11 protein-coding genes and 1 pseudogene are annotated in these 11871 nt (G+C 62.3%); 8 read left to right on the top strand and 4 right to left on the bottom strand.

Features of this window, described 5'->3' with window-relative positions; translation table 11 throughout:
* Positions 1-244: 244 nt before the first annotated feature.
* Together AC3ZU9_RS03980 and AC3ZU9_RS03975 are read right to left on the bottom strand one after the other, a co-directional pair.
* Positions 245-541, bottom strand: coding sequence for a DUF6124 family protein (locus tag AC3ZU9_RS03980; protein WP_012723611.1), 297 nt, complete (start codon positions 539-541; stop codon positions 245-247).
* A 507-nt stretch (positions 542-1048) separates the two neighbouring features.
* Positions 1049-2107 carry a LacI family DNA-binding transcriptional regulator gene (locus AC3ZU9_RS03975; RefSeq protein ID WP_012723612.1) on the bottom strand — a complete coding sequence of 353 codons (1059 nt, stop codon included), beginning with the start codon at positions 2105-2107 and terminating at the stop codon, positions 1049-1051.
* A gap of 161 nt (positions 2108-2268) precedes the next feature.
* Here AC3ZU9_RS03975 and AC3ZU9_RS03970 point away from each other — a divergent pair, with 161 nt between their 5' ends.
* The 4 genes from AC3ZU9_RS03970 (at position 2269) to AC3ZU9_RS03955 (ending at position 5841) form a co-directional block, all read left to right on the top strand.
* Entirely contained in the window at positions 2269-3366 is a 1098-nt protein-coding gene (locus tag AC3ZU9_RS03970) for a fatty acid desaturase family protein (protein ID WP_490090335.1), read from the top strand.
* Positions 3367-3501: 135 nt separating this feature from the next.
* Positions 3502-3822, top strand: coding sequence for a MocE family 2Fe-2S type ferredoxin (locus AC3ZU9_RS03965; RefSeq protein WP_046036525.1), 321 nt, complete (start codon positions 3502-3504; stop codon positions 3820-3822).
* A 2-nt stretch (positions 3823-3824) separates the two neighbouring features.
* On the top strand, positions 3825-5024 hold the full coding sequence (locus AC3ZU9_RS03960; protein WP_490090334.1) for an NAD(P)/FAD-dependent oxidoreductase: 1200 nt from the start codon (positions 3825-3827) through the stop codon (positions 5022-5024).
* A 1-nt stretch (position 5025) separates the two neighbouring features.
* Positions 5026-5841 carry a sugar phosphate isomerase/epimerase family protein gene (locus AC3ZU9_RS03955; protein WP_122810815.1) on the top strand — a complete coding sequence of 272 codons (816 nt, stop codon included), beginning with the start codon at positions 5026-5028 and terminating at the stop codon, positions 5839-5841.
* A 274-nt stretch (positions 5842-6115) separates the two neighbouring features.
* Here AC3ZU9_RS03955 and AC3ZU9_RS03950 read toward each other — a convergent pair whose 3' ends face one another.
* Positions 6116-6988 (bottom strand): undecaprenyl-diphosphate phosphatase, encoded by an 873-nt coding sequence (locus AC3ZU9_RS03950; RefSeq protein ID WP_012723617.1) that lies wholly within the window; start codon positions 6986-6988, stop codon positions 6116-6118.
* 140 nt (positions 6989-7128) lie between these two features.
* On the opposite strand from AC3ZU9_RS03950, the pseudogene AC3ZU9_RS03945 reads away from it, so the two are divergent.
* A pseudogene (locus AC3ZU9_RS03945) lies at positions 7129-7673 on the top strand (GNAT family N-acetyltransferase).
* On the opposite strand, the gene AC3ZU9_RS03940 reads toward AC3ZU9_RS03945, so the two are convergent.
* A complete protein-coding gene (locus AC3ZU9_RS03940) occupies positions 7651-8595 on the bottom strand; it encodes a GlxA family transcriptional regulator (protein ID WP_490090333.1) in 945 nt (314 codons plus the stop codon). The pseudogene AC3ZU9_RS03945 and the gene AC3ZU9_RS03940 sit on opposite strands and share 23 nt — an antisense overlap.
* A 171-nt stretch (positions 8596-8766) precedes the next feature.
* Here AC3ZU9_RS03940 and AC3ZU9_RS03935 point away from each other — a divergent pair, with 171 nt between their 5' ends.
* The 3 genes from AC3ZU9_RS03935 to AC3ZU9_RS03925 all read left to right on the top strand — a co-directional run bounded on the left by AC3ZU9_RS03935 (position 8767) and on the right by AC3ZU9_RS03925 (position 11282).
* Positions 8767-9396: a TetR/AcrR family transcriptional regulator gene (locus AC3ZU9_RS03935; RefSeq protein ID WP_122810818.1), complete on the top strand. Its 630-nt coding sequence runs from the start codon at positions 8767-8769 to the stop codon at positions 9394-9396.
* The gene (locus AC3ZU9_RS03930; RefSeq protein ID WP_012723621.1) at positions 9393-10070 is read left to right on the top strand and encodes a type 1 glutamine amidotransferase domain-containing protein; all 678 of its coding nucleotides are present in this window, start codon (positions 9393-9395) and stop codon (positions 10068-10070) included. The genes AC3ZU9_RS03935 and AC3ZU9_RS03930 overlap by 4 nt, the downstream gene beginning before the upstream one ends.
* 78 nt (positions 10071-10148) lie before the next feature.
* Positions 10149-11282 (top strand): alkene reductase, encoded by a 1134-nt coding sequence (locus AC3ZU9_RS03925; protein WP_490090332.1) that lies wholly within the window; start codon positions 10149-10151, stop codon positions 11280-11282.
* The last annotated feature ends 589 nt before the right edge of the window (positions 11283-11871 follow it).

Below are 11871 nucleotides of genomic sequence, written 5' to 3'. Positions count from 1 at the left end.
ATTTGGGGGGCCGCCGCCACGCGCCATCCATGGCGCGGGGCGGCTAAACCGGCATCCCTGCCGGTTTACCCCCCAAATCCCTGTCGAATTCCGGCCAGCGTGTTTGACGGGGCGCCTCAGATCAAAAGCGGGATCAAGATCAAGAGCGGCTCGCTTCGCATCGTGGTTAGCGTTGGTTGCTGCAGCGTTGTGTCGGTACCTATGGCCATCGCAGGCAAGCCAGCTCTCGCAGGGTTAATCGTATTTAGGTGGTTGTCTTGGGGGGCGTCAGGCACTCGATGGAGCGATCCACGGTGGTCTTGGCAATCTCCAGTAAATGCCACACCGCCAGGATCTTCGCCCGCTCGGGATTATCCAGTGTCTCTCCACAATCCAGCGCGGTCGCCGATGCACTGTCGAGCAAGCTGGCGGTGTAGAGCAGAGCGTCTTCGAAGCTCAGGTCTTCGTTGATGGAGTGAAAGCCCTGGGTGGGCAGGTAGTGATCGATGGCGCGGTTGAAGGCGGCGCGGTCTTTGGTGGGGTCGTTTGCGTCTTTGTTCATTGTTTAGCTTCCTTTTGGACTCAGGGAGCCGAACCTTCCGCGACTAAACGTAGGGTGGCGGCTGTACGCAGGTTAGTCGACCGGCCAAAAGGCAAAATCCGGCGCACCCAAGGGCGCCCTGCGCACAGCCACCATTAAACCTCATGGAGGATCATGCGCCTTTTGGAATACCGGGCGACTAAACCCGATCACTGAATTGGCAGCGACGGACCGCAGACTAGCCACCGATTCCAGCAGGCACAAGGCGGCGAGGATTGTCTAGGAAACGTCCTGCAATTAAAAGGGACCTGCCTTGCTGGCCCTTTACAAACCATGACCAAATGCCACTAACCGCTCGCTGGCGGGTCGTCTCGCAGGCCTATGGCTTCAACTGTTTCCATTCAATGGCAAAGCGGGCCAGGTATTTGGTGGTGGTCGCTTCACCACGCCGCACATGAGCGACCATCTGCACAGCAATATGCAGGTGGTCCAACGCTTCCTGCCCGTGGTGATCGAGTGCCGCGCCCGCTAGAGGTTTTCCGACGTCACAATCTGCGGCGATATATACACCCGATGCCGCACCGGATCGAACCCCTCGGTGCGCTCCCGTTCCTCACTCTGCAAGGCCACCAGCAACTGCACCAGTGCGGTCGCCGTCTGCCCCGGCTGCGAATCCATTACCACATCGATCAACCCCTGGCGCAGCGCCTGGCGTGACAGCTCGGTCGACTCCTGCAAGATGCAGCACAGCGCCGGTCGCTTGGGCAACTGCGCCAGGGCGCTGATGATGCCGTCACCGCCGCCGCCCACCACGCACAGGCCGCGCAGGTCGCTGTGGCGGCTGATCAGGTCAAGAGTGGCTTCCTCGGTGATGTCGCAGTTATCCAGGTTGATCAACGGCTCGAGCGGCTTGAGCCCCGGCGCGTGTTCGGCCAGGTAGCTGTGCAAGCCTTCGACCCGCGCCTGGTGGCCGAGAAAACGATGGCCGCCGAGCAGGATCCCCACGCTGCCTTTGCGCGCGCCGCCCGTGCGCGCGAGCAACCAGCCCATGGTGCGGCCGACCACGTGGTTGTCCTGGCCCACGTAGGGCTCCAGGGCTTGCTCGTGGATATCCGAGAGCAGGGCGACCACGGGCACGCCGGCTTCGCGGATCTGCTTGAGGCAGGCGTTGATCAGCGGATGGGCAAAGCTGACCACCGCGAGGCCATCGCATTGCACGGCCAACTGTTCGATCTGCGCAACGATAGCGCTGGGGGTGCGATCCACGATGTATTCGAACTGGCACGTCAGGTTGGCCGTGGCGTGATGCTGCGCCGCGGTGCTGATCGACTGCGCCAGGTTGGCATAGAACGCTTGGGCGGTCCCCAGCAAGAGGATGCCGAAACGATAAGTCGGCCGACGTTCGCGAATGCGCTGGCCGATCAGCCGCGCGGCAAAATAGCCCACGGCTTCGGCGGCCTGGAACACCTGCTCGGCGGTGTCCGGGTTGACCGGCGCACGCGCATTCAATACGCGGTCGACGGTGGCCACACTCAGCCCTGCATGGGCGGCAACGGTAGCGATGGTTGGGCGTTTATTGTTGTTCATGACAAGCCCTTTGAACGTCTTGATAGAAAACTATCAAGCTCCGCTAGGCCTGGATGATAGCTTGATAGGGAATGGAATCAAGGCCTTGAGGGGCATTTACCGGTTCTCTATGGTGGGTTTCGTAAAGCACTAGAAACCACCGCTTGCGGAGAACAATAACAATGCCTGAACACACCGCTCACACCGCCCGTCGCGACTACAGCCTCACCGGCCCCGAAGCCGCCCGCGCCGCTGAAAAAGGCCTGGTCTCGGCCAACTGGTACCAGTCGCCCATCTCGCGTAAACGCATGAAAGAACTGATGCAGCGCCGTGACGGCCCGGCCTTGCTCGACACCGCCATCTGGGCGGTCGCGCTGTTGGCCACAGGCTTCGGGGCTTATTGGTTCTGGGGCACTTGGGCCTGCGTGCCGTTCTTCCTCGTCTATGGCGTGCTGTACGGCACCGCGTCCAACCCGCGCTGGCACGAAACCGGCCACGGCACCGCATTCAAGACCCGTTGGATGAACGACGTGCTGTACCAGGTCGCCAGCTTCATGTGCATCTTCGAACCCCACGTGTGGCGCTGGAGCCATGCCCGTCACCACACCGACACCATCGTGGTCGGCCGCGACCCGGAGATCGTCGAGCCGCGTCCACCGAGCTTCTTGATGATGTTCCTGAGCCTGTTCAATTTGCCCTTGGCCTGGAAGACATTCGGCGGCGTCGCGCGCCATGCCATTGGCAAGATGAGTGCCCAGGAAGCGGACTTCATCCCTGAATCCGAATGGCCCAAAGTGTTTCGCGCGGCGCGGATCTGGGTCGGCATTTATGCCGTGGTGATTGGCACCGCCTTGTACCTGCACAGCTGGTTGCCGCTGATGCTGATTGGATTGCCGAGTCTCTACGGCGCCTGGCTCGGCTACGTCTTCGGCCTTACCCAACACGTCGGCCTGGCCGAAGACGTGCTGGACCACCGCAGTAACTGCCGCACCATCTACATGAACCGCGTGCTACGTTTTATCTACATGGACATGAACTACCACCTCGAACACCACATGTACCCGATGGTGCCGTACCACGCGCTCAAGCACCTGCACGAAGAAATCCGCAGCGACTGCCCGCCGCCGTACGCCAACCTGTTCGAAGCGTACAAAGAGATCCTGCCGACGATCTGGAAACAGCGCAGCGACCCGACCTATTTCGTCCAGCGCCCACTGGCGAACGACGCTGAGGGTGGCGAGGGAGCTTGCTCGCGCTGGGCTGCGCAGCAGCCCCAATAAAACCACCGCATTCATTCAGACATAACTCGACTGCCGATCTTGGGGCCGCTTCGCCGCAGCCCAGCGCGAGCAAGCTCGCTCGCCACAACAAGCGCGCTTGCCACAGGGGCAGTCAGTCATTTGGAGACAAACGCCATGAACGATCAATGGATCGACGTCTGCGCCGTGGGCGAAATAGACGAAGAAGACGTGCTGCGCTTCGACCACGGGCCGCATACCTACGCGGTGTACCGTTCGGCCGAGAATGAGTTCTTCGCCACCGCCGGCCTATGCACCCACGAGAAAATCCACCTGGCCGACGGCCTGGTGATGGACCACGTGATCGAGTGCCCCAAGCACAACGGGCGCTTCGATTACCGCACCGGCAAAGCCATGGGCGCGCCGGTGTGCGTCAACCTCAAGACCTACCCGGTGCGGGTCGAAGCGGGGCGAGTGTTGCTCGCCGTCACGGCGTGACCATGAGCGCACCCCTGATCATCGTCGGCGCCGGCCATGCCGGTGGCCGTGCGGCGCTGACCCTGCGCGAAGAAGGTTACACCGGGCGCCTGATCCTGATCGGCGATGAGCCGCACTTGCCCTACGAGCGACCACCGCTGTCCAAGGCTGTGCTGCAGGGCACGGCGGACCTGGCCGGGTGCAGCCTGTGCGACAGCGCGCGGCTGGCGGAGTTGGGTATCGAGCATATCGCCGGTCACCCGGTGACCCAATTGGAGCCGGAACACCATCGCCTGCAACTCGCCGACGGCCAGTGGCTGCCGTATGCCGGTCTGCTGTTGGCCACTGGCGGACGGGCACGACGCTTGCCCCAAGAGCAAGCCCATGTGCTTTACCTGCGCACCCACGATGAAGCGCTGGCCCTGCGCAACGCGCTAAAGGCAGGGACGCGGCTGGTGGTGGTCGGTGGCGGTTTTATCGGCCTGGAAGTGGCAGCCACGGCACGTGGCTTGGGCTGTGAAGTCACGCTGCTTGAAGCCGGACCGCGTCTGGCGGGGCGGGTATTGCCGCCGGTCATCAGCGAGGCGCTGCTGGCGTTGCATCGCCAACACGGCGTGGATGTGCGCTTGAATGTGGCCTTGGAGTCCATCCAGGCCGACGCCGTGCTGCTGGTGGACGGGCAACGGTTGCCGTGCGATCTGGTCGTCGTCGGCATCGGCATGCAGCCCAATATCGAGTTGGCCACGGCGGCGGGGCTGGACGTGGGGCAGGGCATTCGTGTCGATACGCACCTGCGCACCAGCGCGCCCGACATCTATGCCGCCGGTGACGTGTGTGAGTTTCGCCTGGGCGGTCTCTACCAGCGCCAGGAAACCTGGCGCAACGCCGAGGTCCAGGGGCGGCATGCGGCGTTGAATCTGCTGGGGCACGACGTGCCGTTCGACGCGCTCCCCGGTTTCTGGTCCGACCAGTACGACTGGGGGTTGCAGACCGTTGGCGTGATCACGCCCTTGACGGTCAGCCGCCCATTGGCGGGCGGCGGCGTGCTGCTGTTCTACCTGGATGCCGAGCACCATTTGCACGGTGCCTGCGGTTGGGCGCCGGGCAACAGCGTGGCCAAAGACATCAAGCTGTGTGAGCGCCTGATCAGCGCACGTAGACCGCTCAACGCGGCCAGCCTGGCCGACCCCGAGCTGTCCCTCAAACACCTGCTGCGAGGCTGATATGCGCCAATTCCTGGTGTTCCAATCCCTGTGGGCGATGCAAACCGAGCCCGGCACCCTCGACGACCAACTCGACCGCATCAAGGCCGCCGGTTTCGACGGCATTACCGACCATTACTACACACCCGCCGACGTGGCCCGCTTGCACGCCGCCGCCACGGCCAGGGGCCTGCAGATCGAAGGCCAGCTGTTCCCGCAATCGGTGGATGACCTGGCGGCCGCGCTGGATGTGGTCAGCGGCTACGGCTGTCACCACCTCACCCTGCAAGCCGACGTGCGCCCGCGTACTCAACGCGAAGCGGCGCGACTGGTCGAAGGCTGGCAACGCCTGGCCGAGCAGGTGGACTTTCCGGTGCTGCTGGAAACCCACCGTTATCGGCTCACCAATGACCTGCTGTTCACCCTCGACTTGCTGGCGCAGATGCCCGACTTGAAACTGCTGGCCGATCTGTCCCACTACGTGGTCGGGCGTGAACTGCCGGAGCCTGCTGCCGCCGAGGACGATGAACAGATCCGCACTGTCCTGCGCCACAGCTGGGGGTTTCACGGCCGCGTGGCCAGCAGCGAACAGGTGCAGGTGTCGTTGGATTTCCCCCAGCATCACGCCTGGGTGCAACGTTTCACCGAGTGGTGGCGCTACGGGATTGAACACTGGCTGGCGCGGCCCGAGGCACCGCAGAGCCTGTCGTTCACCTGTGAACTGGGCCCGCCGCCCTATGCGATCACCGGCGCAGATGGCCGCGAAATCAGCGATCGCTGGGCCGAAGCGCTGAAGATGCAGGCGTTGATTCGACAGGTGTGGCAGCGCTGTCAGTGATGACCTTGAACCCGCTCAGTCATGAGCACTGTGTTCAAGACCAAGCAGTTCGAATTGCGATAACCCTAGGTATCTACGCATCTTTTGACTGTAGTGAGCGGGCTTGCCCCGCGCTGGGCTGTGGAGCAGCCCCAAAAAGGAGGAACCTGGTGTATCAGATACGCTTCATCGGTCGGTTTTAGGGCCGCTTTGCAGCCCAGCGCGGGGCAAGCCCGCTCACTACAGTGTCGTACTGGGGGTGTGGCGAGGGCGCTTGCTCCCGTGGCCGCTGCTTTCAGCTCAGCAGCCCGGTGCTGACCGCCACAATCAGAAACACCCCCAGCAGCGCGCGGTAGATCACGAACGGCCAGGTGGAGAACCGCTCCAGGAACTTCATCAGCCCCCAGATCGCAAAAAATGCCGAGATGCTCGCCACCACCAGGCCGAACAGCAGGTGCGGCCAGGCATGCACGGGCATATCGGCATGCAGCAACACCCACAGTTCCTTCAAACCGGCGAGGGCAATGGCGGGTAGGCCCAGCAGGAAGGAAAACCGCGCGGCTTCCTCACGCTTGAAGTTGAGGAACAGCGCGGCGGTCAGCGTGGAGCCGGAACGCGAGACGCCAGGAATCAACGCACCAATTTGCGCAATCCCCACGATCAACGCATCCCGCAGGCGCATTTCACTGACTTCGCGGGTGTGGCGTGCACGCACTTCCGCCACCGCCAACAGCACCGCCATGACCACGCAGGAAATACCGATCACCATCAACCCGCGCAACGGCGAGTTGCAGGCATTCAACGTCGACGACAACGCCAGCCCGGCAATGCCGATGGGGATCGTCGCCAGCACAATCGCCACCGCCAGCTTGAACCAGGGGTCGTTGTAGTCGCCCCGGCGCACGGCGCCGATGCTGCCGGTGGTCACCTGGCGCACATCCCGCCAGAAGTAACTGACCACCGCCGCCAGCGCCGCCAACTGCATGGCCGCGGAAAACGCCGAGCCGGGATCTTGCCAGCCGAGCAGGGCGGGTACCACGCGCATATGGGCGGTGGACGACACCGGCAACAGTTCGGTAATGCCCTGGATCACGCCCAGGATGAAAATCTGCAGGTAGTCCAGGGAGGCAAACCCCACATCCAGGCCGGCGGAACAGACGTTGCTCACAATGCGTGTCCTTGAAAAAGAGAGGCAATTTCGCGGAGTTTATTCGAAATGTTTCAGGGTTTCGGGGGAGGCAACGCCTATTTGCAATCGGTTCAGCAAGTAGAAAGGTTGGCGACTCTATTGGACTGTCCCGGCGTTTTGTGAACAATGGCGCCCTGCATTTTTGACCGAGAGCCCCATGCCTGAAACCACCGTCGAACTGATCCAGACCGGCCCGGAGCACGCCGAGCTGATCCGTAATCTCTACCAGTACTACGCTTACGAGTCGTCGGACTGGGAACAGGAAGATGTCGAGGCGGATGGCCGCTTCTACATCCATGACGAACACCTGACCCGTTACTGGCAGGACCCGCAATGGAGCGCCAACCTGTTGCTGGTCGACGGCTACATCGCCGGTTTCCTGCTGATCGAAGGCAGCGAACTGCCGGGCATCGACGCCCTGGAACTGGCTGACCTGTTCATCCTCAAGCGCTACCGCCGCAAAGGGATTGGCCGCGCCATCGCCACCCAGGTGCTGTGCAGCGGCGAGGCCAATTGGCTGGTGCGGTTCTATGACCAGGACGAAGTGTCCCAGGCGTTCTGGCGTACGGTGCTGGATAACCTGCCGCGCCCGGTGCAGACGATTGAACTGGAGGATGACCCGCAGTTGGTGAGTTACCTGATTACGCGGGCGGCGCTGCATTAAAGGCCTGCTGCATCACCTGCGGCGGTTGCCCGAACGCCCTTAAAAACGCCTGGCGCATGCGCTCGCGATCACCAAACCCGGTTTCGCGGGCCACCACCTCGACCGGGTGTCGACTGGTTTCCATCATCGCCCGGGCGGCTTCGACCCGCAGGGACTCGATGGCCTTGGCCGGTGTCTGCCCGGTTTCTTCACGGAACACCCGGCTGAACTGGCGCGGGCTGAGCCGCGCGACATCGGCCAGGGCTTCCACCGAGAGGTCATGGGTCAGGTTCTCGCGGGCGTAGGCCAGGGCCAGTTGCACGCGGTCCGATTTAGGGTCCAGCTCCAGCAGCGCCGACAACTGCGATTGCTCGCTGCCGCGACGCTGGGCGATCACCAGTTTGCGTGCAATGCGCCGCGCCAGGTCGCTGCCCAGGTCGTTCTCCACCATCGCCAACGCCAGGTCCACGCCGGCGCTCATGCCGGCGCCGGTCCAGATGTGGCCGTCGACGATAAACAGCTTGTCCTCTTCCAGGCGGATATCCGGGTAGCGCTTGCGAAAGGCCGGTGCGTGGATCCAGTGGGTGGTGGTGCGCTTGCCTTCGAGCAGACCGGCTTCGGCCAGCACGAAGATGCCCATGCACAGCGAGGCCACACGCCGCGACTGGGCGGAGGCGGCCTTGACCAGTTCCAGCAGGTTGGCTTCCGGCAGGCGGAATTCCAGGTAGCCGCTGACGATCAGCGTGTCGTAACCCTCCGGCCGGATCGGTGTGGTGTTCACCGAAAAACCCTGGGACGTCATCACCGCGCCGCCGCTTTCCGACACCAGATGAAACTCATAGGCCGGCTCACCGCGCAGCAGGTTCGCGCACTCGAACACCGAGCCCAGGCTGAGGCTCAGGGATTGGAAGTTCGGGTAAACCATCAGCGCAACGCTGTGCATCGCATGTCTCCAGGGGGTGGGAGCAGGGATTGTCGGCGGCTGCCGGGAAAACGGCAACCGACTTTGGCGCATGTCCGAAATCCTTGCGGATCTGACATTGTGCGCGTTTCGCCTGGCTCCTAACATTCACTCAACGAACTAGACGACTGGTCTAATCGATCGAGATGAAGCATGAGCCGCGAAACTAAAAGTGCAAGGCAGGCGATTCTGGAAACGGCGCAGCCGATTGTGGGCGCCAAGGGATTTTCTGCGGTGGGGTTGAACGAAATACTTCACGCCGCCGATGTACCTAAAGGCTCGTTCTATCACTACTTCAACTCTAAAGACGCGTTCGGGGTGGTATTGCTCGATACCTATTTCGATAACTACTTGAACGCTATGCAACAGCTGTTCAATCAGCCGGACTTATCTCAGCACGCCAAGTTGATGCGTTATTGGCAAAGCTGGATCAACAACCAGACCGGCTGCACCGACGCCGGCAAATGCCTTGCCGTCAAACTCGGTGCAGAGGTGTCAGACCTTTCAGAGCCGATGCGCCTGGCCCTGCAACGCGGCACCGCACGCACCATCGGGTTGCTCAGCGAGGCCTTGCAGCAGGGCGTCGAAGACGGCTCGGTAACGATCACGCAACACCCCGAAAGCCTGGCCCGGCGCCTGTATGCGTTGTGGCTGGGGACCAGCGTCATGAGCAAGATCACCCATACAGCGGCGCCGTTCGACGAGGCGCTGGGGCTGACCCGACAGTTGTTGGGGCAGCCGGAAGAAACTGACACTCACCCCTATCGAGGCACTGGAAAATGAAAGTATTAATGGTACTGACCTCTCACGACCAGCTCGGCGATACCGGACGCAAGACCGGCTTCTGGCTCGAAGAATTTGCCGCTCCCTACTACGCGTTCAAAGACGCCGGTGCCGACGTGGTGCTGGCATCCCCGGCCGGCGGTCAACCGCCGCTGGACCCGGTCAGCGACCAGCCGGACGCCCAGACCGAACAGACCCATCGCTTCGCCGCCGACCCGGCCGCCCAGCAAGCCCTGGCCACCACGGTGAAACTGGACACGGTCAACGCCGACGACTTCGACACCGTGTTCTACCCAGGCGGCCACGGCCCGCTGTGGGACCTGGCGGAATCGCCGGTGTCGATCGCGCTGATCGAGTCCTTCGAGCGCGCCGGTAAGCCCATCGGTTTCGTCTGCCATGCACCGGGTGCCCTGCGTCACGTCAAGGCAGTCAATGGTGAGTCGTTGATCAAGGGCCGTCGTGTCACCGGGTTCTCCAACTCGGAAGAGGCGGCGGTGGAGTTGACCGATGTGGTGCCGTTCCTGATTGAAGACGAGTTCAAGAAACTCGGCGGCCACTATGAGAAGGGGGCCGATTGGCAATCCTTTGTGATTACCGATGGCCTGCTGGTCACCGGGCAAAACCCTGGCAGTTCCAGTGATGTGGCTAAAGCCCTGCTGACACTCACCGCTTAATTAACTAACCGCTTGATGCATTGGCGACTTTTATAAGTCGCTAATGCTTTAGCGCGCCCGCTATTTGGACAGTATTCAATGAATGACCCTATTTTAAGTACCCCGGTAAAACTGGGGCACCACACGCTGAACAACCGTATTGTGCTGCCGCCGTTGACGCGCCAGCGCAGTGCCCAGCCCGGCGATATCGCCACCGACTTGATGGCCGAGTATTACCGCCAGCGCGCCACGGCCGGTTTTATGGTCAGCGAAGGCACGCAGATTGAACCGCGTGGCCAGGGTTACGCGTGGACGCCGGGTATCTACACCCCGGCGCAGATCGACGGCTGGCGCACCGTCACCGAGGCTGTGCATGCCGAAGGCGGGGTGATCTTTGCCCAGTTGTGGCATGTCGGTCGCGTGTCCCACAACGCGTTGCAGCCAGACGGCGCCGCCCCTGTCGCGCCGTCGGCGATCCAGGCGTTGCAGGCCAAGGCCTTTATCGAAACCGGGCCTGGCATGGGCGAACTGAAGCAGCCGCCGGTGCCACGTGCATTGTCCGTGCTTGAGATCGAAGAATTGGTCGGGCACTACGCCCAGGCCGCCCGCAATGCGCTGGATGCCGGGTTTGACGGGGTGGAAATCCATTCGGCCAATGGTTACCTGGTCAACCAATTCATCTCCGCCCATTCCAACCAGCGCGAGGATGAATACGGTGGCTCGCTGCACAACCGCCTGCGCTTTCTGCGCGAGATCGTCGAAGCTGTGAGCGCCGTGGTCGGGCCGCAGCGTCTGGGCGTACGGTTCTCGCCGTTATTCAGCGGCACCGATCAGGACCGTGTCTACATCGGCCTGGTGGAAGACGACCCGCACCACACCTACATCGAAGCGATCAAAGTGCTGGAAGAGTCGGGCATCGCCTACGTTTCCATCGCCGAAGCCGACTGGGACAACGCCCCGGTGTTGCCCGAGTCGTTCCGCCGAGCGGTGCGTGAGACCTTCAGCGGGCGGATCATCTACGCCGGTCGTTACACCGCTGAGCGCGGTGCTGATCTGGTCGAAGCGGGTCTGGCGGACCTGATTGCGTTCGGGCGGCCGTTCATTGCCAACCCGGATCTGCCACAACGGATTTTCAATGGCTGGCCGTTGAACCCGCTGAAGGCGGAAGGGCTGTATGGCGGGACGGAAGCGGGTTACATCGATTACCCGGTCTACCGCCCAGTAGCCCAGTAGCCCAGTAGCCCAGTAGCGCTGTAACGCTGAACCCTGTGGGCGCTGGCTTGCCTGCGAAAGTATCACCTGGGTACGCCTGACTCACCACGTTGCCTGCATCGCCGGCAAGACTGCTCCACACCACTCAAGCCGGCTGTCAGGCCGCTGTGCTTTTGCTTTTGATCTTGATCTCAAGCGCCCCGTCAAACACGCTGGCCGGAATTCGGCAGGGATTTGGGGGGTAAACCGGCAGGGATGCCGGTTTAGCCGCCCCGCGCCATGGATGGCGCGTGGCGGCGGCCCCCCAAATACCTGTCGGATTACGGGCACACCGAGCGTGAGCGAGGTGCCGAGTGTTGGGGCAAGAGCGTTTTGCTTACTTTTGCGCTCTTCAAAAGTGAGCCGCTGTAAAAGCGGAACCCATAGCGGCCGTTACCTAAATAACGGATATGTACCCGGTCTGATCCAACATCCAAGTCAGCTGTCAGGCCGCCAGCGGGAGCAAGCTCCCTCGCCACAGGTTCGCCGCCATACCCGAAATTGTGTAGATACCGATGCACCGCTATCGGGGGCAAGCCCCCTCCCACATTTGGATCGCGGTCTAACCGTT

Source organism: Pseudomonas sp. A39, assembly GCF_058145955.1.
This window is presented reverse-complemented; position numbering and strand designations above follow the sequence as displayed.

Excerpts from the sequence above, each read along its gene's own strand:
- AC3ZU9_RS03925 (WP_490090332.1), top strand. The coding sequence starts at position 10,149 with ATGAATGACCCTATTTTAAGTACCCCGGTAAAACTGGGGCACCACACG.
- AC3ZU9_RS03970 (WP_490090335.1), top strand. The coding sequence starts at position 2,269 with ATGCCTGAACACACCGCTCACACCGCCCGTCGCGACTACAGCCTCACC.
- AC3ZU9_RS03935 (WP_122810818.1), top strand. The coding sequence starts at position 8,767 with ATGAGCCGCGAAACTAAAAGTGCAAGGCAGGCGATTCTGGAAACGGCG.
- AC3ZU9_RS03980 (WP_012723611.1), bottom strand. The coding sequence starts at position 541 with ATGAACAAAGACGCAAACGACCCCACCAAAGACCGCGCCGCCTTCAAC.
- AC3ZU9_RS03975 (WP_012723612.1), bottom strand. The coding sequence starts at position 2,107 with ATGAACAACAATAAACGCCCAACCATCGCTACCGTTGCCGCCCATGCA.
- AC3ZU9_RS03930 (WP_012723621.1), top strand. The coding sequence starts at position 9,393 with ATGAAAGTATTAATGGTACTGACCTCTCACGACCAGCTCGGCGATACC.
- AC3ZU9_RS03965 (WP_046036525.1), top strand. The coding sequence starts at position 3,502 with ATGAACGATCAATGGATCGACGTCTGCGCCGTGGGCGAAATAGACGAA.
- AC3ZU9_RS03955 (WP_122810815.1), top strand. The coding sequence starts at position 5,026 with ATGCGCCAATTCCTGGTGTTCCAATCCCTGTGGGCGATGCAAACCGAG.
- AC3ZU9_RS03960 (WP_490090334.1), top strand. The coding sequence starts at position 3,825 with ATGAGCGCACCCCTGATCATCGTCGGCGCCGGCCATGCCGGTGGCCGT.
- AC3ZU9_RS03940 (WP_490090333.1), bottom strand. The coding sequence starts at position 8,595 with ATGCACAGCGTTGCGCTGATGGTTTACCCGAACTTCCAATCCCTGAGC.